General features: G+C 55.1%; 15 protein-coding genes, 1 tRNA gene and 2 rRNA genes (1 of these 18 only partly in view). 12 read left to right on the plus strand and 6 right to left on the minus strand.

The window, feature by feature from the left end; translation table 11 throughout:
* Window positions 1-42 precede the first annotated feature (42 nt).
* Window positions 43-672: a helix-turn-helix transcriptional regulator gene (locus tag ACZ1G5_RS07460; protein ID WP_472732243.1), complete on the plus strand. Its 630-nt coding sequence runs from the start codon at window positions 43-45 to the stop codon at window positions 670-672.
* 52 nt (window positions 673-724) lie between these two features.
* Window positions 725-1120 carry a VOC family protein gene (locus tag ACZ1G5_RS07465; RefSeq protein ID WP_472732244.1) on the plus strand — a complete coding sequence of 132 codons (396 nt, stop codon included), beginning with the start codon at window positions 725-727 and terminating at the stop codon, window positions 1118-1120.
* A gap of 12 nt (window positions 1121-1132) precedes the next feature.
* Here the strand turns inward: ACZ1G5_RS07465 and ACZ1G5_RS07470 are convergent, their stop codons facing one another.
* Window positions 1133-2104 carry a type I glyceraldehyde-3-phosphate dehydrogenase gene (locus tag ACZ1G5_RS07470; protein ID WP_472732245.1) on the minus strand — a complete coding sequence of 324 codons (972 nt, stop codon included), beginning with the start codon at window positions 2102-2104 and terminating at the stop codon, window positions 1133-1135.
* On the opposite strand from ACZ1G5_RS07470, the gene ACZ1G5_RS07475 reads away from it, so the two are divergent.
* From ACZ1G5_RS07475 to ACZ1G5_RS07515, 9 genes are all read left to right on the plus strand, one after another.
* The gene (locus ACZ1G5_RS07475) at window positions 2088-2387 is read left to right on the plus strand and encodes a hypothetical protein (protein WP_472732246.1); all 300 of its coding nucleotides are present in this window, start codon (window positions 2088-2090) and stop codon (window positions 2385-2387) included. The two genes, ACZ1G5_RS07470 and ACZ1G5_RS07475, sit on opposite strands and share 17 nt — an antisense overlap.
* Before the next feature lie 194 nt (window positions 2388-2581).
* Entirely contained in the window at window positions 2582-4861 is a 2280-nt protein-coding gene (locus ACZ1G5_RS07480; protein WP_472732247.1) for a serine/threonine protein kinase, read from the plus strand.
* Between the two features lie 59 nt (window positions 4862-4920).
* Window positions 4921-5757: an FHA domain-containing protein gene (locus ACZ1G5_RS07485; protein WP_472732248.1), complete on the plus strand. Its 837-nt coding sequence runs from the start codon at window positions 4921-4923 to the stop codon at window positions 5755-5757.
* On the plus strand, window positions 5741-6823 hold the full coding sequence (locus tag ACZ1G5_RS07490) for a PP2C family protein-serine/threonine phosphatase (RefSeq protein ID WP_472732249.1): 1083 nt from the start codon (window positions 5741-5743) through the stop codon (window positions 6821-6823). Before ACZ1G5_RS07485 ends, ACZ1G5_RS07490 begins: the two co-directional genes overlap by 17 nt.
* Window positions 6823-8322 (plus strand): GTPase, encoded by a 1500-nt coding sequence (locus ACZ1G5_RS07495; protein WP_472732250.1) that lies wholly within the window; start codon window positions 6823-6825, stop codon window positions 8320-8322. The genes ACZ1G5_RS07490 and ACZ1G5_RS07495 overlap by 1 nt, the downstream gene beginning before the upstream one ends.
* A 160-nt stretch (window positions 8323-8482) precedes the next feature.
* A complete protein-coding gene (locus tag ACZ1G5_RS07500) occupies window positions 8483-10570 on the plus strand; it encodes a dynamin family protein (RefSeq protein WP_472732251.1) in 2088 nt (695 codons plus the stop codon).
* Window positions 10567-11454 (plus strand): dynamin family protein, encoded by an 888-nt coding sequence (locus ACZ1G5_RS07505; RefSeq protein ID WP_472732252.1) that lies wholly within the window; start codon window positions 10567-10569, stop codon window positions 11452-11454. Before ACZ1G5_RS07500 ends, ACZ1G5_RS07505 begins: the two co-directional genes overlap by 4 nt.
* A 472-nt stretch (window positions 11455-11926) precedes the next feature.
* Window positions 11927-12700 (plus strand): hypothetical protein, encoded by a 774-nt coding sequence (locus ACZ1G5_RS07510; protein WP_472732253.1) that lies wholly within the window; start codon window positions 11927-11929, stop codon window positions 12698-12700.
* Window positions 12700-13617: an alpha/beta fold hydrolase gene (locus tag ACZ1G5_RS07515; RefSeq protein ID WP_472734292.1), complete on the plus strand. Its 918-nt coding sequence runs from the start codon at window positions 12700-12702 to the stop codon at window positions 13615-13617. The genes ACZ1G5_RS07510 and ACZ1G5_RS07515 overlap by 1 nt, the downstream gene beginning before the upstream one ends.
* Here ACZ1G5_RS07515 and ACZ1G5_RS07520 read toward each other — a convergent pair.
* Window positions 13614-14513 (minus strand): NAD(P)-dependent oxidoreductase, encoded by a 900-nt coding sequence (locus ACZ1G5_RS07520; protein ID WP_472732254.1) that lies wholly within the window; start codon window positions 14511-14513, stop codon window positions 13614-13616. The two genes, ACZ1G5_RS07515 and ACZ1G5_RS07520, sit on opposite strands and share 4 nt — an antisense overlap.
* Before the next feature lie 9 nt (window positions 14514-14522).
* Complete coding sequence (locus ACZ1G5_RS07525; protein ID WP_472732255.1) at window positions 14523-16061, minus strand: trimethylamine methyltransferase family protein; 1539 nt, start codon at window positions 16059-16061, stop codon at window positions 14523-14525.
* Between the two features lie 110 nt (window positions 16062-16171).
* Between ACZ1G5_RS07525 and ACZ1G5_RS07530 the strand changes: the two genes are divergently transcribed.
* Window positions 16172-17068 (plus strand): LysR family transcriptional regulator, encoded by an 897-nt coding sequence (locus ACZ1G5_RS07530; protein WP_472732256.1) that lies wholly within the window; start codon window positions 16172-16174, stop codon window positions 17066-17068.
* 58 nt (window positions 17069-17126) lie between these two features.
* Here the strand turns inward: ACZ1G5_RS07530 and ACZ1G5_RS07535 are convergent.
* The 3 genes from ACZ1G5_RS07535 to ACZ1G5_RS07545 form a co-directional block, all read right to left on the minus strand.
* Window positions 17127-17203: transfer RNA gene (locus ACZ1G5_RS07535), tRNA-Met, on the minus strand.
* A 69-nt stretch (window positions 17204-17272) separates the two neighbouring features.
* Window positions 17273-17387, minus strand: a 5S ribosomal RNA gene (gene rrf / locus ACZ1G5_RS07540).
* Window positions 17388-17512: 125 nt separating this feature from the next.
* Window positions 17513-19749: ribosomal RNA gene (locus ACZ1G5_RS07545) — 23S ribosomal RNA — on the minus strand; it runs 596 nt beyond the window's last position.

Here is a 19749-nt window from a genome sequence, read left to right on the forward strand (position 1 = left end):
GCCGGGCGCAGTATTATTCTGCCCGACGGGCGTTGCGATATCATGCTGCGCGACAACATCGGCAAACCCGACACCCCGATCGCGATTGTGACGGGCCCTGCAACCCAGGCGTACACCGTCGCCTATGACATTGGTGATCGCTGGCGGGGGCTACGTCTGCGTCCCGCCAATGGCATCGCTTTGTGGAAAGATCAGTTAGAGCTGGCTACTGACCAAGTACTGCGTGGAATGGAGGCCTATACGCTCGTACCGGGGCTGGCCGACGTGCGACATGCCGACCTCTCATTGGAGACGCTCGCGCGGCTTTTGCCGCTGTCACCACATCCAATCCATCAAGGAAGCACGGTGATTGATCGTGCCATTGACATGCTACATGCATCAGGTGGGCGTATGCGTGTAGCAGCACTGGCTGGATTTGTTGGGTGCACGCCACGCCATCTGACCCGGATGTTCCGATCTTCTGTCGGGCTAAGCCCCAAAACTTACGCCCAGCTTGTGCAGTTTCATCGGACGCTGCGCCTGATCCAGATGCCCCGACAGACCATTACCGGCGCAGCCTTTGAAGGAGGGTACGCAGATCATGCCCATCTGACACGCGCATTCCAGCGATATGGTGGTTTTGCCCCGTCACGCATTCCGCGCGATCTGACACTGCCAACTCTTTTTGGTTAGACATGTCCGATCTATTCAAGACCACCGGGCAAACCTGCGGTAAGATCTGGCCATGAAACTTGGATACACAATTATTTATGTCGCCGACGTGCCCAAAACCGTCACGTTCTATGAAACTGCCTTTGGGCTGACATGCCGCTTTACACACGAAAGCAATCTCTATGCGGAGATGGAGACCGGAGCCACAGCATTGGCATTCGCCGGGACGGAGGCAGCCGAGATGAACGGCCTTGCGATCCTGCCCAATGATCCCGCGGGACTGGCCGCCGGTTGGGAGGTATGTTTTGTGACCGATGAGGTCACCCCTGCTTTTGATCGCGCTGTCGCCGCGGGCTGTACGCCTATCAGCACGCCAGAGGAGAAGCCGTGGGGACAAACCGTATCATATGTACGCGACCTGAACGGCTGTCTTGTTGAGATCGCGTCGCCGATTATGCAATCGGAATAATACAGTCCAACCTTACGCCATGAGCTGCGCTACATCCAACATCCGGCAGGAAAAACCCCATTCGTTGTCGTACCACCCAAAGACCCGCACCAGACCACCCTCTGTCACACGGGTTTCGGGCAGTGACACGATCAGGCTCTCTGGACGCCCCCGCAAATCAGTTGAGACAAGTGGTTTTTCAGTCCAGCCGATAATGGTGTCCTGAGCGCGCAACACGTCATGCACGTCGTCAAGCGACGCCTGCTGCTCTAGCGTGACAGTCAGATCAACCGCTGAAACCGAGGCGACGGGAACCCGGACCGCGGCAGCCTCGATGCGGCCCGCGATGTCCGGCAGGACTTGGTTAAGCAAGCGTTGGGCGGATGTTGTCGTTGGCACCATCGAAAGTGCGGCCGCCCGACTGCGCATCATGTCGCCGCGTGGCGCATCTATGCTGGGCTGGCTGCCGGTATAGCAGTGGATTGTTGTCATCCATCCCGTCCGCAGCCCCCACGTATCGTCAATCAGTTTTACCAGCGGAGCGAGCGCATTGGTCGTACAAGACGCGTTTGAGACGATCAGCTGATCTTGCAAGAGGGCGTCGTTCGCGCCGAGCACCATCGTCAGGTCAGCGGCATCAGACGGCCCGGATATGAGCACACGGTCCGCACCGGCCCGCAAACCGCGTTCAGCAAAATCGCGGTCGTTCGCTTTGCCGGTGCACTCCAAAACCAGATCAATGCCGTCCAGATCAAGTTTGGAGATATCATCGGTCCGTGACATGGGTATTTGCCGACCATCAACAGCAAGCACCGAACCATCAAGTGAGGTTTGCCCCGGATACGGGCCAAAGACGCTATCGTAGGCGAACAGGTGCGCGCAGAGTTCCGGCGCCGCGATGTCATTGATGCCGACAATATCGATGCCGGGCCATGCTCCGGTCGCATGGGCGCGCAGCATCGTCCGTCCAATTCTGCCGAAGCCGTTGATGAATGCCCGTGTCATGGTGTTGCCTCTTGCCCTTTGCGGGAATGCTGCAACTTTGTCGACAGGGCCACAACCAATGTTTCGCCCGATGCTGATTGCCCAGCTTCACGAATTGTTAATAGAATCGGCGCAGCATTTTTGCTTCACTTTGCAAGAATCACGCAATGTGAAGTATGAAACTAGCTCGCAAACGGTGAAAATCTGTGCAAATTGCCCTGAAACAAAGACGTTGGGGCGTTCAAAAGCGCGCGGGGCACTCTATCAACAAACGCTGAACGCAAAACGAAGTGTTTTCAGTTAAAATAGTGGTTTATCGGCGAAATTTCGCCGCTCACTGTTTCAGGTTGTGTCCACAATGCGCGATAAAGGCCTTGATTAAGAACCACTAAACAACAAGTTAGCGTCACTTTTTGGCCTAATTTGAATGAGACGAAAACGATGACCGCGGACTGAGATTCTGTTTCGCGTATGATGTTTGAAAGCTGGGTAGTACAGATGGCGAAGCCGCAAGCGCAAGAGACGACAGACGAGAAGGACAGCTTTGTAGATGAGCTGAAGCCGGGCACAAAACTGATGCACGGCCAATATACCATCGACAGCTTCCTGAATGCAGGTGGCTTTGGCATCACTTATCTTGCCAAAGACAGCCTTGATCGGAAGATCGTGATTAAAGAGTGCTTCCCCGGTGCATTTTGTCGCCGCAGCCGCTATGTTGTGCAGGCCCGTTCGCGTGCGCACCAGAACGAGCTGAAGTCAATTGTACGTTTGTTTGTGCAAGAAGCACGCAGCCTCGCCAAGTTGGATCACCCGAATATCGTTGGCGTGCATCAGGTTTTTGAAGATAACGATACGGCCTATATGGCGCTGGACTTCGTTGAAGGTCGTGATCTTCTGGATACAATCGAAGATCCGAACCACGGCCTGAACCCTTCACAGATCAAGTCGATCCTGAAGGAAGTTTTGGGCGCTGTTGGTTTCATTCACGATCAGGGCATCCTTCACCGTGATATTTCGCCAGATAACATTCTGATCAATCAGGACTTCCACCCTGTCCTGATCGACTTTGGCGCAGCGCGCGAAGAAGCGACCAAGCAAAGCCGCGTTCTGTCTGCATTGCGGGTTGTTAAGGACGGCTACTCGCCCCAAGAATTCTACATTGCCGGGTCAGAGCAAAGCCCAAGCAGTGACCTCTATGCGCTGGCGGCCTCTTTCTATCACCTGATTAATGGCGATGTGCCACCAAACTCTCAGGCGCGCCTTGCAGCGATTGCGTCCGGTGAAGCAGATCCCTACGTGCCGCTCGCAGGCCGTTTCCCTGATTATGATGACGACTTCCTTGGCGCCATGGACAAGGCCCTTGCCGTCCTTCCCAAAGATCGCGTTCAATCTGCCAAGCAGTGGATCGGCATGATTGATGGCGATTTGGGCAACGTGACACCATTGAACGTCACCACCACAGTCGCTGACGCGGCGGCGATCGAAGCACCAGCTTCCGAGGAAAAATCGAAATTGCCTCTCCTGCTTGGTTCTGCGGCCGCAATTGCGTTGCTTGTCGGGATCGGCGTTGTGTCAATGTCAGGAGGCGATGACGCCACTGCAACAGCGCCAGTCGCAACACCAGAACCCGTGCAGCCTGTGGTCGCTGAGGCGACTACCCCAGTTGAAGCACCTGCTTCTCCTGTTGCGGAAACCGAGCCGACAGAAGAAGTTGCCGCCGTTGTCGAACCGGCGGCACCCGTTGTTGAAGAGCCTGCACCTGTTGCGGAAGTCGAAGAAGCGCCTGCCGTTGCCGCCACAGAAGAAGAGGCACCCACTTTAGCCGAAGAAGAGGCGGATATCGCGACCGCACCTTCCCCCGCGACTGAGGAGGCCGTCCAGCCATCTGTCGTTGTTGAAGGTCCGGCGGTAACCGACGCGCCGACACCCGATGTTCGTCCAGCAGTGCGCCCTGAAAGCGTTGAGATCGCAGCCTTGCCAGAACCAGAGCCGCTGCCTGAGCCTGTCGCGACACCACGTCCGGCAAGCGAACAAACCGTGGACGGTGTTGCGCTGCCAAATCAGCCGGCAAACCGTCCTTTGACTGATGCCGATACCGCTGACGTAACGCTACCTGATACACCAGCGACGATTGCGGAAATTGGCTCTGGTCCAGAGGTTGAAATTGCCGCGGTCACGCCGGGCAACGAACTTGCGCCGGATCTGTCTGACCAAATATCGTCAAACTGGACCGTTCAGCTTCCGTTCACGCCTGCCGGCGCGGAATCGAATATTATCGCTGAAGCGGGCCCTATCTCTCCTGTTTGGGTTCAGCCTGGCTTGGTGATCACCGGTATCAATGGCGCGCCTGTTGAAGCGATCGCGGACATTCCAGATGTCCTGCGTGCACAAACAGACGAAGCTTCTTTGTCACCAACAATTGCTGTGACCTTTGGAACCCTGAACCCGGCTTCAGGTGAAACGATCGACCGTGAGTGGGTTTTGCCAGTTGTTCAAGAGATCAGCTTGTCGGATGGAACCGCGTTCCGGACGGTGTTTGCCGGCGCCGATTGGGTGACATCCGTTGCCGCAACGACAAACGATGTAGAAAGCGGGCTGCAAATCGGAGATGTCATCCGCCAGTTCATCCCTACATCAGAGATTGTAAACGATCGCGACTCCTTGTTGAGCATCTTTACCCGCGAGCTACAGAACGGAACAGAACAGTTCCAGTTTGCAGTTCAGCGAGATGGAAGCCTTTGGGTCGCGTCGCTCGCCTACTCGGGCGCTGTGGAGTAAACTCATCGCAGTGTGGCCTGGGGGCTCTGCTGTGTGTGTAAAATTGGAAGGTAGCTAAGATGAAATTCATTCGTGATCTCCTTGGTAAGAAGCGTAAGCAAGAAGCCCGTCGTCAGGCGCAGGGTATCGAATCTCTTGAGCAGTCATACCGCGAAACGATCGGTTCAATCGTTGATGAAACCGACGCATTAAAAGCACCCGGAGGGCCGTCCGTCAGCGATGTCCTGACTGCCGTCCCGGAAAAAGCAACCTCCGAAGTTCGTGTTGTTGAGGTCGACAAAAAGCCAGTCGCAGACGCGGCGTCGTCGCCAGCCGTGAACATCTGGGATTTGGAAGATGACGCTGCCGCCAAGACCGAAGCATCGTCAGCACCCGCAGCTGCATCTGCCGCCGCTGCCCGTTCCCCAGCGCGGTCGCGCCGGACGAAGACACGCCTGATCGGTTTTGAGAAGTCGGATGGTGACGTCGTTGATATCTTCAACGATGCCGCAGCGACAGCCGCACCAGCAAAGAACGTAAAGTTCCCCGTAGGCTGGATTGTTGTCGCCGAGGGCCCGGGCCGCGGCGAGAGCTTTTCGCTGCTGACTGGTATGTCACAGATTGGCCGCGGCGAAGATCAAGCCGTTCAACTGGATTTCGGTGACAACTCCATCTCGCGTGCAAATCATGCCGCAATCGTATTTGACGAAAGCACGAAGGAATTCTTGCTGGGTCATGGCGGTAAATCAAATATCGTGCGCTTGAATGACAAGCCTTTGATCAGTAACGAAAAGCTGAAAACAGGCGACCTCATCCGTATCGGCGAGACTGTTCTACGCTTCGTAGCACTCTGCGACGAGACGTTCAGCTGGACCGATGGCGCGACCGAGGAGGACGAAGATGTGGCGATCGCCTGAACCGCGTTTTGACGTCGCGTCAGCGATTTGTCAGGGCGGACGAGACTATCAAGAAGACGCAATTGTCACTGACTTCCCATTTGGGGCTGACAGTGGTGTGGTTGTACTTGCGGACGGTATGGGCGGCCATGCTGCCGGTGACGTCGCCAGTAAGATCGTCGTCACTGAGGTCTTTAGTGAACTGAAATTCGAAAGCGCAAACTTTGCCGATTTCGAACATGAAATTCCACGCTTTCTGACGGAATCTGCTTCGAACGCGAACAGCTATGTGCGCGACCATGTCAAAGCACACCCTGAAACACGTGGCATGGGTGCCACTTTGGTCTCGGTCGTTTTGATCGAGAACAGGATGTACTGGATGTCGATTGGTGATAGTCCGCTCTATCATTATCGCGCAGGCAGGATGCAGCAGTTGAACGAGGACCACTCGATGGCGCCTCAGATCGACTTCATGGTCAAGCAAGGTCTGCTGGATGAAGAAGCTGGCAAAAACCACCCTGATCGCAACTGTCTCACATCAGTGATCCTTGGGGATCGTGTTGCAAAGTCAGATTGCCCCAAGACTCCGTTTGAGTTGCAGGTTGGTGATATCGTTGTCGTCTCCAGTGACGGTTTGCAGTACCTAGAGGACCCTAGAATCCAAAAGATCTTGCACCGCTACCGCCGCAAGAAGGCCGCAGAGATTGCTGGTTATCTTCTGGAAGCGATTGAAACTCTGGCTGATCCTGATCAGGATAACTGTACATTCTCTGTCATCAAGCTGAACCACAACAAGCCGGTGATCCGCGCGATCCGCGCCAAGCCTGCTGGTCACTTTGATACGCCGACCAAGACTGTCACCCGCGTCGTCGAAATTGATGATCCGGTGAAGGTTGCAGCGAAGGCTGAGCCAAAATCGGATCCGAAAGGCGGGGCACCGAAGGTTGACGCCCCTCCCCAGCAGGAACCGACTGTCATCAAAGAGGTGAAGCCACTCAAAAAAGTGGAGATCACCGACGACGCAAACCCAACACAGGAGGTTGATGCGGCTGCGCCGCCGGCTAAGATTGCCGCCGGAGGTAAGTAATGTCGAATCAATCGCTGGGGAACCGGGTTCAGTCCGAGCTTGAGCAGGCCATCAAAAGTGGCCTGCTTCCGCGTTCCGTACAAGAAAAAGCCCAAAAGCTCCTGACGCGGCTGCAACAACCTGTCCGTATCGCGATCATGGGTTTGCCGCGATCTGGCAAGTCATCCCTGCTTAACCTGCTGGTGGGCAGTGACGTGATACCAGAGGGCGTGCGCCTGCCAACACTGCAACTGACCTATGGTGAGACCGAACAGGCGACGTGTACTTTGCCGGATGGCACCAAGCAGACACTTGATAGCGTCGATACTGCAGCGATCGCTGCATTGTCGCCTGTATTTGTAGAAATGCAGATGCCGTTGCCCGCGCTTGGCAAAATCTCGGTTCTTGAAGTTGTGGCACCCGATGATCCAGCAGCAATGCACAGGGCGACCCAATGGGGAACCAAGCGGTGCGACGTCGCCTTGTGGAGCACCAGAGGCTATGTCGAGGCCGAGCAGGACATTTGGGCTGCGGTGTCTGAAAGCGTGAAAGACCACTCATTCTGTATGATGACGCGTGCCGACATCCTGAAGGCTGAGGGCCTTTTGGAAACCGCATTTGGGGCCGTGCGAAATGCCGCAAAGCCAGAGTTTAACCAGGTTCTTGCGATCGGAACGACCAAAGCCATCGCTGCGCGACGTGCTGACGGTACGGTCGACAAAGATATCATGCGTGAAAGCGGCGGGCTGGCGCTGATTTCAGCCGTGCTGAAGCAAGTGGAGCAAGGCAAACAATCCGCGGTCGATATGGCTGATGTTCTTTTGCATCAACATGCTGATCTACTGACCGATGCGCCCGCCCACGTGGCGCCAACACCTGAGGCCAGACCAGAACCCGCTGCGGCGAAAGAACCGGACCCGGAAACGCCAGCACCCGATCCGTCCACCCCTGCACCAGAGGCGGAAACTGAAGTCGAGATTGCACCCGTTGTAGAAAAGCCGGCGTCCGCGCCAACGGCGTCACGACAGGACGCGATGGCGCGTTTGCGTGAGATGGCTGCCAAAAAGAGCGCGATGCGCCAACAGGAAGCCACACCAGAACCCGAAACGGGCGACGATGACGTGACGTCCCCCGCCCCCGCGGTAGATGACAGCACGTCACCTGCCGTACCGGCCAACGGGGAACCTTTGCGCGCGGCGACGCGCGAAGCCTATGAACATGTAATCAACGCTATTGAGGATCAGGGCCATGGACTGGCAACTGTCTTTGACGAGAATAGCGAAAATGCGCCGGCAGAGGTCATTGCGATGACCGTTGAGCATATCCAATGGCTTTGCGATTATCTTCAGGAACATGGCGATGACGAAGATGCATCGCTGCAAAGGGCCAGAAACACCGCTTTTGATGCCGCAGACCTCGTGCAATTGATGCAAATGGAGAAACAAGACAGCGCAGCCCTTGAAGCGGTCAGCCTGATGCTCCAAATAAAGCGGGAACTGCAAGCTGATCTGGCGGCGTAAGTCACCGCAACACTTGCAAAAGTTGTAAATACGGCGTCACACTTTTGCCCTTCGGGTCTGTTTCCGTTATGGCAATAAAAACCGTGGTAACCTAGCTATTTGGCGGCGAGGCAAACTGCTGATAGTGGTGGTGCGTAGACATTATTGAGGACGGACGAGAATGAAGATGGAAGAGCTGGCAAAAGGGGATGGTTATAAGATCCCGGCAGCGCACCTCCCTTTCATGCGGCTTGGTCTGGAAAAGCTGGATGATTTTCATGATGAGGTTGCCGATCTAGAGGCGACCCTTGCTGACGTTGTCAAACTTGGCGGTCAGGACGCGGAAAAGAAAGCTGCCAAACTTATCAAGCAGTTACGTGCTTTTGAGCCGAGCATCACGATGATCGGGCAGATCAAATCTGGCAAGACATCTTTGGTCAATGCAATGGTCGGCCGACCTGAATTGTTGCCCGCGGATGTGAACCCATGGACCTCTGTTGTGACGTCACTTCACCTGAATGCGCCGCTGCCTGATGACGCACCGACGGCCACTTTTCAGTTCTTTAGCCAGGGCGAATGGGACCATCTGGTAGAGAACGGAGGCCGAATCGGTGAACTGTCTGAGCGGGCTGGCGCCGATGAAGAGCTCGAAAAAGTCCGCGCGCAGATTGCCGAGATGCGTGAAAAGACCAAGCAACGCCTTGGTCGCAAATTTGAGCTCCTGCTTGGCCAGAAACACAACTATGCCGAGTTGAATGACGATCTGGTCCAGCGCTATGTTTGCATGGGCGACGATTTCGAAGATCTCGACGAGGATGATCAGCAAGGACGATTTGCGGACATCACCAAGTCGGCGGATCTTTACCTTGAGGCGAAGACGATCCCGATGCCGCTGTGCCTGCGTGACACGCCCGGCGTCAACGACACATTCATGATGCGTGAACAGATCACGATCAACGCGCTGCGCGACAGTCGTATCTGCGTCGTTGTACTGTCCGCGCACCAAGCGCTTAGTTCGATGGATATGGGTCTAATCCGCCTGATCTCGAATGTGAAAGCGCGCGAAGTTGTCATTTTCGTCAACCGGATTGATGAACTTTCAAACCCGGCCGAACAAGTGCCGGAAATCCGCGACAGCATTCTGCAAACGCTTGCCGACAATAATGGTCCTGAAAATCCGCAAGTCATATTTGGCAGCGCCTATTGGGCCAACATGGCGCTTGCCGAAGATCTGGAAGATATCGTCGCCGACAGTGCCGAAGCCATGTTTAACTGGGCCGAAGCATCGCTGAGCGCCGAAACTGCGGGCATGGATACCAAGGAACTCGTTTGGCACCTGTCCGGCGTTCCAGAATTGTACAAGGCCTTGTCCGAGCGCATCTCAGAAGGCCCCGGCGCAGAAATATTGGCTGCATCCCGCAAGCGTGCCTTGAACTTGGTGGGCGGTGTGCGGGCATCAAACGCGGTCGTTTCAATGCGGTTGGACGGCGACACTGTCGAGGTTATGTCAACCGACGCACTGGCAAAGCATCTTGATAAGTTGGAAGCAGACAATCTGAAGCTGTTGAATGATCGATTGGACATCGTGTTTCAACAGTTCGGATCACGTGTGGACCAGTCTCATAAACGCTTTCTTGACCGCGCACTGGAATCCCTGTTGCAGCATCTGGAAACCAACGGCGAGGACGAGATTTGGCAATACAGCCCTGATGGGCTCCGCATGTTGCTGCGCACCAGCTATCAGGTGATGCGGCGCAATGTGTCGTCCACATGTGGACAGGTTTATGCCGCCGCTGCGACGGAACTGGCCGCAACCTATCGGTCTGCCTTTGGCGTCAACGTCGAGAATTTCACGATTACCCCGCCTGCAGCACCGGAAATTCCGGCGCCTGTTTCACTGGGCCAAACGATCGCGCTCGATCTTCAGACATCCTGGTGGAAAGGCTGGTGGAAGCGCCGCAAAGGCTATCGCGCATTTGCGAGCGGATTTTATGACCTGATCGAAGCGGAAACAGCGCCAATTGTTGACGAACTCAAGGTGCGTCAATCTGATGACATTCGCGCAAAGGCAGAGGCCGAGTTGCGCGAGTTCCTAGGCGAACAGCGTGCTATTCTGAGTGATATTGGTAACAAATCTGAAATCGCGATTGACGATTTGGAAGACATTTTTGGTATTACTGCCCAACAGGAACGCGAAGAGCTCTTTGACTACATTTTCGAGGAGTTGAGCGATAACAGCCCTGCTGAGGCAGAAGGAACGGCGACATGACTGTAGAAGCACCTCGTTCAGAGGGACCACGCAAACCGCGTATCGCGCTTATGGGTGAATTCAGCGCGGGCAAGAGCACGCTGTCGAACCTTTTGATGGGCGCGAGCCCTTTGCCGGAAAAGGTCACTGCAACGCGGCTGTCACCAGTGTGGCTTTCCGCTGGAAACGACGCGCCCTATCGTATGGACGTTGATGGCACCAAAGAACCAATCTCAATTGAGCATCTTGAAGATATCCCCGTAGAGCAGACACGCTACATTCGGTTGTTTGTTGAGGCGGATATTCTTGAAGTCTGTGATCTGATCGACTTTCCAGGCATCTCTGACCCCAACATGTCGTCAAGTGTTTGGGAACGCATGTTGACCGAAATCGACGCCGTTATTTGGTGCACCCACGCGACCCAGGCTTGGCGCCAATCAGAGGCTGCCGTATGGGATGACATGCCCCAGGCAGTACGCGAAAACTCTGTCCTGCTCATTACGCGCTTTGACAAGCTGACTAACGAAAAAGATCGGGGACGCGTTGTGAAACGTGTTGGCCGCGAAACAAGCGGCCAGTTCGGCGCGATGTTTCCCGTGTCGCTGCTACAGGCCATTCAAGCGACTGAAAAACCCGAGCTTTGGGATGAAAGTGGCGCAGGACCGTTTACCGCGCATCTTATTGATATGATCGAAACGCTGACCGCGCTGACGGCCCGGTCAGAAACGGCATTGTACAATGTCGGCAGCACTGACGCTATTCCAGAGGCGGTCGTTGCCCCGGTTGTACCACGTCGCGTTCAACGGTCGACTGATGCACCCAGAACTGAGCGCGGGTCAGCTGATGCCGATCCTTTGTCTGAGGCACCGCTTGATTCCACCAATCAGGTTTTGCGTTCTTCATAGATGCAAACCAGTTTTGCAGGCTTTCACAATCTCGGCTTTTGCCGTACTCATTACAAAACGTAGTGGAAAAGCAGGCCATATATGGTTGTTAGTGAGTTGGACGCTTTGCGCAACAAGTTCAGTGGCTGCCATGCGCTGGCCTTCGCTGATCTGTCCACAAAGATGATCCTGATAACAGACTCCGACTCGAATCTGCGACGCGAAGCGCTAGATGCGCTTTGTGCGGAGGCTGCTGTATTGTTGGGCGCCAAAGACAAACCAGCTTTGGGGGACCAACAAAGTAATAGTGCCTCGGTTGCAAGCCCAGCTGCTTTTCGTGCGTTTGTACGGGCGGCGGACGAACCGAATGATGTCTTATGTTGCATTTGCGCGCCCGACGTGGACGCAGCTGCATTTGTTGCCGAAGCCCGCGCTTGCGTAAATCGCATTAGCAGCGGCGCTTGAATAAAAAAGAAGGGCTGGGAACAGGCTTATGAGCGAACTAAGCGCTTTGGCAAAAAAACTTGCCGAACTTGCATCGGATAAAGCCGTCTTTGAGGCTGGCGCCCGTGTGATTTCTGAGGGAGGTGCGCCAGCCCCGATTTCCGCCATTCTGCGTGAGGTTGACGATACTGTCCTAGAGAGAAGCCTCGCGTTCAGGTGCGGTGACACGACAGTGACTTTGATCGCATCCGGACGCCGCTTGCGTGGCATTCTGAGTGTTACCCCCAAGACGTCAGAAGATGTCATTGGCAAATCTCTCGCGCGAGAGGAACCCAAGGTGGTGCAGGCTGCGTTCGATCTGCTGCAAGATCTGTTTGCCGATGCCGATCGCTTGACCGTTCGCCATCTGGACCCGGAACCCTTTGGTCAATCGGGTGAACGCGGCATTTCTGCGCATGGCTTGGCTGAGTTGTGGAAAGTCGACCTCGACGAAACGCCAAAACCCCCGATGGAACGGTTTTTGAGTGCAAACGCATCCGTATTTTCGTCCTTGCTGCATATCAGGAAGGGCGAGGTTGTCGCGACATCCGGCGAGGTAAAAGCACTACAAACCATTTGGAAATCACAGGTTGATGATTTTCGAAAAGCGCATAAGAAGGCGCTTAGCGGCGAAGACGGGCCGCAATTTATCACCCTCGAAGGTGCCTTCGCGGAAGGGTCTTCTGCTGCTGTCGCAATCTTTGAAAAAGACCTCGCATTGATCGCATATGAGGCCGAACAATTCGGCCGTATACAATCCTCTTGGCAACGCATCTTTACCTGATGCATCCGGGGGCGTCTTCTGCGAAGCCAGCGCCGGAATTTTTTGCGGGGTTTGAAGAACGGGTTCTCGCAACGCCTGATGGCCCGATCTTCTACCGCATTGCCGGGGATGGCCCCCCTCTCGTTTTGTTGCACGGCTATCCACAAACGTCCGCGATGTGGCATGCAGTCGCGCCAACCCTTGCAAAAAGCTATCAGGTTATTTGCCCTGATTTACGTGGATACGGGCGCTCACTCAAACCTGTGACCGATGCGGCCCATGCGCCCTATTCCAAGCGGGCGATGGCGGGTGATATCCTCGCCCTGATGGACAACTTGGGACACAAGCGTTTCTTTATCGGAGCGCATGATCGCGGCGCGCGCGTCGCACACCGATTGGCTGCGGATCACCCCGACCGTGTCATCGCCTTATCGGTGCTGGACATCGCACCAACCCGCGAAATGTACCGCGACGCCGGCAGCGCCTTTGCGCACACCTATTGGCATTGGTATTGGCTAACACTACCACATCCATTTCCAGAGCAGCTCATTGCAGCGGATCCAGCATTCTTTTGGCTGACCAAATGTGGCGCAGGCAAAGCCGGGCTCGCACCTTTTGTACAGCAGGCCTTGGATGAATATCTGACCTGCTTTCATCGGACCGAGGCGATTCATGGGGCATGCGAAGATTACCGCGCAGCCGCCACCATCGACATTGCGCATGACGATGCCGATCCGTCAAAACTGACGATGCCCCTGCTTGTTCTCTGGGGCAAGGACGGGGCGATCGAAGCACACTTTGACTGCCTCGCCTTGTGGAAAGAACGCGCTGCCAACGTGTCGGGCCGGGCGCTTCCGGGTGGCCATTATTTGGCAGAGGAAACCCCGGATCAGGTTCTCAAGGCATGGTTGCCGTTCTTTGCCAAAGCACTGACCTAGGTCAACCGGTCAGGAAACCCGTCCGCCCGCAGATCCGTGTCGAGCAGATCCTCAAGTAACTTCACGATCATGGGCGATTGCGCATCACCACCATAGGCCGCCCGAGCGGCGACATAGGTCTGCTCGGTTGCCGCCGCCAGTTCGAGCGGGACTTCGAATTCACGGCCAAAGCCCATCGCGAACCCAAGGTCTTTCAACGCCAAATCAATGTTGAAGGCGACGTCATAGGAGCCATTTAGAACTAACGCGCCTTCGGTTTCATGCACGAATGATGTGCCCGATGATGCCTTGATCGCGTGCCACGCTTGGCCCAAATCAAGCCCGCCGCGCTTGGCGAGCATCAACGCCTCACCGCAAGCCTTGAGGTGGATGAACGCCAGCATATTGGTAATGACCTTGATGACAGAGGCAGAACCAAGCGGGCCCATATGAAAGACCTGATTTCCCATTGCCTCAAGCGCAGGCAAGTGAAGATCAAACATGTCTTTGTCGCCCCCTGCCAGCATCGTAATGTTGCCTTGTGCGGCAAGATGAACACCACCTGTCACAGGCAGTTCCATCATGCGTATGCCGTGTAGCGCGGCTTTTTCAGCGAATGTCAGAACCTCATCACGGCCCAGGGTCGACATCTCGATCCAATGCGCACCGTCTTTCATCGCGGGCAGCATCTCTGTCGACACGGCCTCGGACACGGCGGGCGACGGTAAACATGTAATGACATGATCAACAGCAGCGGCGAGGTCTGCCGGGCCATCGGCCCATTTTGCACCCAGCGCCAGTGCAGGTTGTGCGGCATCGCGATCAATGTCTGTGACCGTTACGTCAATTCCTGCGCGCAACAGACATGCGGCACAATTGGCCCCGAGGTTGCCTTGGCCGATGTATCCGTAATGCATAAGAGGCCCCTATTTGAAGTAGATATTATAGTCCGCGCGGATCGCCGCATCAAAGTCTGGATCAAACTTGATCTCGGCGGCATTCAGAATTTCGTTTTTCCGCCGGATGGCTTGATCAATCAGCATGGGACGGTCAGCTTCGTTCCATTCCTTGGGGCTCATCCGGTTGCCCAAGGCCGGATAAATATATTCGGTTTGCATCAATTGCAGAGTCTGGTCAGAGCCAAGATAGTGACCGGGACCATCAAGGCAGACAGACTTCATAGCCTCAATCGACGTGCTGTCTTCGGTCACATCGATACCACGCACCGTACGCAGAACCTGCCCGATCACATCATCGCCCAAGACAAGGGACTCCAAACAGAACCCAAGCAATGACGCATGCATGCCCACGGCCTCGTAGGCCATGTTCAGGCCGGACAGACCAGCCAGTACATTCGTGATCCCGGTTTCCCAACCTGCCTGCATGTCGGGCAGTTTTGCGTCGGAAATACCGGCGGCCGCTCCGCCAGGGATGTTATAGAATCGGTGCATCTGCGCGCAGCCTGCGGTCAGCAAGGCCTGTTCCGCCGAACCGCCGGACATAGCACCGGTACGCAGATCAGACACAAACGGCCATGTGCCAAACACGGCCGGATGACCCGGTGCAATGGCGTTCACATATACGACCCCGGCAAGGCACTCTGCCACGGCCTGTACGATCGCCAGGGCGATTGGGGCTGGCGCTGTAGCTCCCGCCTGCCCGGCAGACAGCAGCAAAATAGGCATACCAGCGGCGATGCACATTTCCATGGAGCGGCAGCTCTCTTCAGCGAATTTCATCGGCGGCACGACAAAGCAGTTTGTATTCGATACAAACGGACGCGCACGCCATGCCGCTTCACCACCTGCAAGGCGGTGCAACAACTCAATACCTGGTCCGACATGGCTGGGGTCATCAAATGACGTGCCGATGTGCTTGGTCGTGCCTGCACAGCAGGCATAGATCGTGTTGAGATCCATTTCGAGGTTATCCGTGATGTCCCGTGCAACCATCGCCCGTTGAAAAAAATGTACGTTGTCGAGCGCATGGGTGATTTTGGCCGCATCGTGCAGATCCTGCGCGGTGCTGTCTCGGTAGGTATTGGTTTCAACATCAACGACGTGAACCGCAGCTCCGGCGGTACCGAAGTGTACATTTGATCCGGTCAGATGCAGATCATACTTTGGATCGCGACCACACAAGGTGATATCGCGGGCCGCTTTGTTCAGCATATCTTCGACCAGTGCGCGAGGAAACCGGATGCGTCCGTCGTCACCTTGGATCGCCCCCGCATTGGTGAGGATTTCGACGCCAGATGGTGGTGCTTGCGACAAACCGATCTGTTCAAGTGCATCGAGTGCCGCCGCGTGAATTCGAAAGACTTCTGAGTCCGTGAGCGGCTTAAACCGTCCTCCGGGTAAACCAGCACGGACTGGGCGTAGGTCATCCGCCAATGGCGCGCTGCGCAATGCGACGCGGGCGGCGCGCCCACCGCTGCGACCCGCTCTCTTTTTCGGTTCTGTCATGGCACAGCCTCCCTCTGCTTACGACCAGTATCTGACCGGACAAGATGTCGTTCAATCTACTGATCCGGTTATTATTGATCGACAGGGCCGATTAGGGGATGCTGCATCCTATGCAAATTGAGCTGATTGATACCTTTCTCGACCTCTGCGAGACGAAGAGCTTTAACCAAACGGCCGAACGCATGGGTGTGACCCAATCGACAGTTTCGGCGCGGGTGAAGTCATTGGAAAGGACCATGGGTGTGCGGCTGTTTCAGCGGTCACGTTCTGGAACTGCCCTGACGGTCCAGGGTCTGCGGTTTGAGCCGCACGCACGGGGTCTGCGCCACAACTGGGTGACAGCCCTAAACGCCACACGGGACATTGCGATGGCGGGCGTGACGATGCGGATCGGGCTGCAGCACGACTTGGTCGGGGTTGAAATCAGTCAGTTGATCCGCGGATTTCAGAACGTTCTGCCGGATACGGTGTTCTTGTTTGAAGCAGACTACTCGACGCAAATGTGCTCTGACCTGATAACCGGGGCCCAAGACATCGCCGTCCTATACTCACCGCAAACGCAACCCGATCTTGATTTTGAGAAGCTGGGCGAAGTTTCTTATGTGATGGTATCGACAGAGGCGCAGCACATCTCCGATATCAGCAAGGAAAGCTATATCTTGGCGAACTACTCTCCGGTTTTTGCGCATGCACATGCGGCCTTGCTGCCTGATTTTGCACATGTGTCTATGTCCATTGGACAAAATGCTGCGATGGTCGATCTGCTCACGTCGCTTTCAGGATCAGCCTATGTGCTGGAGCATTCTGCCGAGGCATTGGTTCGGGCAGAGGCTTGTGTGCGGGTCATTGATGCGCCCGTAATCAGTCAGCCTGTCTTTGCTGGCTTGAATTTGCGCAACCGGCATCGTGCCCCGTATCGCAAATTGGTGCGTATCCTGCATGATCACTACGCCCCACTAACACAGGACCGCCGACGCGAGCGCCTCTCATATCGGATACGCTCCTAAAGCAACCCAAACGCAAAAAACGCCCATAGGGCGTTCAGATACTGGTGTCAGTCAAGTTTGGTTGCGGGAGTAGGATTTGAACCTACGACCTTCAGGTTATGAGCCTGACGAGCTACCGGGCTGCTCCATCCCGCGCCAAAAGCGCACCTCAAGTTGTAGGTATGAGGTGCATCGATAGAGAGATAACTTTGTGCTTCTTATTAGGTTTGGCAATGACTTACTCTCCCACGCCTTAAGACGCAGTACCATCAGCGCTGCGGCACTTAACTGCCGAGTTCGGGATGGGATCGGGTGTTTTGCTCGCGCTATGATCACCAAACCAAAAAAGAAGCACAAAACATCAGCCTCGCATGTTTTCACATACGATCGTTGTTCCAGATATCATCGTATACTGATGATTGTGTGTGTATGAACTTTGATTTGCCAGTCTTACTATTACTGGATCAAATCAAGCCTATCGAGCAATTAGTACCAGTCAACTGAACGCCTTACAGCGCTTACATCTCTGGCCTATCGACGAGGTGGTCTACCTCGGCTCTCAGGGATATCTTGTTTTGAAGGGGGCTTCCCGCTTAGATGCCTTCAGCGGTTATCCTGTCCGATCATAGCTACTCTGCACTGCCGTTGGCACGACAACAGATCCACCAGTGGATCGTTCACCCCGGTCCTCTCGTACTAGGGGCAACTCTTCTCAAATATCCTACACCCACGGAAGATAGGGACCGAACTGTCTCACGACGTTCTAAACCCAGCTCACGTACCTCTTTAAACGGCGAACAGCCGTACCCTTGGGACCTGCTCCAGCCCCAGGATGAGATGAGCCGACATCGAGGTGCCAAACGGTGCCGTCGATATGGACTCTTGGGCACCATCAGCCTGTTATCCCCAGCGTACCTTTTATCCGTTGAGCGATGGCCCTTCCACTCGGGACCACCGGATCACTATGGCCGTCTTTCGACTCTGCTCGACTTGTCAGTCTCGCAGTCAGGCTGGCTTCTGCCATTGCACTCAACGAGCGATTTCCGACCGCTCTGAGCCAACCTTCGCGCGCCTCCGTTACAATTTGGGAGGCGACCGCCCCAGTCAAACTACCCACCACGCAGGGTCCCGGACCCGGATAACGGGCCGCGGTTAGACATCAAGCAGAATAAGGGTGGTATCTCAAGGGAGGCTCCACGATGACTGGCGTCACCGCTTCAAAGCCCACCACCTATCCTGCACATACTGTGCCTGATGCCAATGCGAAGCTATAGTAAAGGTGCATGGGGTCTTTCCGTCTAACCGCGGGTATCCTGCATCTTGACAGGAAATTCAATTTCGCTGAGTCCACATTTGAGACAGCGGGGAAGTCGTTACGCCATTCGTGCAGGTCGGAACTTACCCGACAAGGAATTTCGCTACCTTAGGACCGTTATAGTTACGGCCGCCGTTTACCTGGGCTTCAATTCGGAGCTTGCACTCCTCCTTTTAACCTTCAGGCACCGGGCAGGCGTCAGACCCTATACGTCGTCTTGCGACTTCGCAGAGCCCTGTGTTTTTAGTAAACAGTCGCCACCCCCTGGTTTGTGCCCCCGGCCTCTACTTGCGTAAAAACCGGGCCTCCTTCTCGCGAACTTACGGAGGTATTTTGCCGAGTTCCTTAAATGTGGTTCTCTCAAGCGCCTTGGTATTCTCTACCAGTCCACCTGTGTTGGTTTAGGGTACGATCTAGCGGAGGGCTATTTCCAGGAACCTCTAAGCGGCCTCCCCAATCCGATAAGGGGAAACAACCTTCGAGATCCGTCACATCCTCCTGGCCCAGGAATATTAACCTGGTTCCCATCGACTACGCCTTTCGGCCTCGCCTTAGGGGTCGGCTTACCCTGCTCAGATTAGCTTTAAGCAGGAACCCTTGGACTTTCGGCGAGGAGTCTCTCACTCCCTTTGTCGCTACTCATGTCATCATTCTCACTAGTGATCTCTCCACCGGATCCCTCACAGGCCGGCTTCACAGAAAATTCCTTGCGTCCAATACCACCCGAAAGTGGTTAAGGACGCATGGAATTATGTCACACTACGCTCTGCTACCATGCAATAAATTGCATCCTAGACTTCGGCTCATGGCTTGAGCCCCGTTACATCTTCGCCGCAGGACAACTTATTTAGACCAGTGAGCTGTTACGCTATCTTTAAAGGATGGCTGCTTCTAAGCCAACCTCCTGGTTGTTTTGGTCGTCCCACCTGCTTTCCCACTTAGCCATGAATTAGGGGCCTTAGTCGTAGGTCAGGGTTGTTTCCCTCTCCACAACGGACGTTAGCACCCGCTGTGTGTCTGCCGGATATTACTCCTCGGTATTCGGAGTTTGATTAGGATCAGTAAGGCTGTGGGCCCCCATTACCCATTCAGTGCTCTACCCCCGAGGGTATTCGTCCGACGCTCTACCTAAATAGATTTCGCAGAGAACCAGCTATCTCCGAGTTTGATTGGCCTTTCACCCCTAGGCACACCTCATCCCGACCTTTTTCAACAGGTGTGGGTTCGGACCTCCAGTAAGTGTTACCTTACCTTCATCCTGGACATGCCTAGATCACTCGGTTTCGGGTCTAATGCATCTAACTCAGTCGCCCTATTAAGACTCGCTTTCGCTGCGCCTACACCTAACGGCTTAAGCTTGCTAGATACACTAAGTCGATGACCCATT

The sequence above is a fragment of the Yoonia sp. JB2-21 genome, assembly GCF_055693545.1.

Excerpts from the sequence above, each read along its gene's own strand:
- ACZ1G5_RS07495 (WP_472732250.1), top strand. The coding sequence starts at position 6,823 with ATGTCGAATCAATCGCTGGGGAACCGGGTTCAGTCCGAGCTTGAGCAG.
- ACZ1G5_RS07530 (WP_472732256.1), top strand. The coding sequence starts at position 16,172 with ATGCAAATTGAGCTGATTGATACCTTTCTCGACCTCTGCGAGACGAAG.
- ACZ1G5_RS07500 (WP_472732251.1), top strand. The coding sequence starts at position 8,483 with ATGAAGATGGAAGAGCTGGCAAAAGGGGATGGTTATAAGATCCCGGCA.
- ACZ1G5_RS07505 (WP_472732252.1), top strand. The coding sequence starts at position 10,567 with ATGACTGTAGAAGCACCTCGTTCAGAGGGACCACGCAAACCGCGTATC.
- ACZ1G5_RS07475 (WP_472732246.1), top strand. The coding sequence starts at position 2,088 with ATGAATGCCCGTGTCATGGTGTTGCCTCTTGCCCTTTGCGGGAATGCT.
- ACZ1G5_RS07460 (WP_472732243.1), top strand. The coding sequence starts at position 43 with ATGCTGCGCGACAACATCGGCAAACCCGACACCCCGATCGCGATTGTG.
- ACZ1G5_RS07480 (WP_472732247.1), top strand. The coding sequence starts at position 2,582 with ATGGCGAAGCCGCAAGCGCAAGAGACGACAGACGAGAAGGACAGCTTT.
- ACZ1G5_RS07470 (WP_472732245.1), bottom strand. The coding sequence starts at position 2,104 with ATGACACGGGCATTCATCAACGGCTTCGGCAGAATTGGACGGACGATG.
- ACZ1G5_RS07515 (WP_472734292.1), top strand. The coding sequence starts at position 12,700 with ATGCATCCGGGGGCGTCTTCTGCGAAGCCAGCGCCGGAATTTTTTGCG.
- ACZ1G5_RS07525 (WP_472732255.1), bottom strand. The coding sequence starts at position 16,061 with ATGACAGAACCGAAAAAGAGAGCGGGTCGCAGCGGTGGGCGCGCCGCC.
- ACZ1G5_RS07520 (WP_472732254.1), bottom strand. The coding sequence starts at position 14,513 with ATGCATTACGGATACATCGGCCAAGGCAACCTCGGGGCCAATTGTGCC.
- ACZ1G5_RS07485 (WP_472732248.1), top strand. The coding sequence starts at position 4,921 with ATGAAATTCATTCGTGATCTCCTTGGTAAGAAGCGTAAGCAAGAAGCC.
- ACZ1G5_RS07465 (WP_472732244.1), top strand. The coding sequence starts at position 725 with ATGAAACTTGGATACACAATTATTTATGTCGCCGACGTGCCCAAAACC.
- ACZ1G5_RS07510 (WP_472732253.1), top strand. The coding sequence starts at position 11,927 with ATGAGCGAACTAAGCGCTTTGGCAAAAAAACTTGCCGAACTTGCATCG.
- ACZ1G5_RS07490 (WP_472732249.1), top strand. The coding sequence starts at position 5,741 with ATGTGGCGATCGCCTGAACCGCGTTTTGACGTCGCGTCAGCGATTTGT.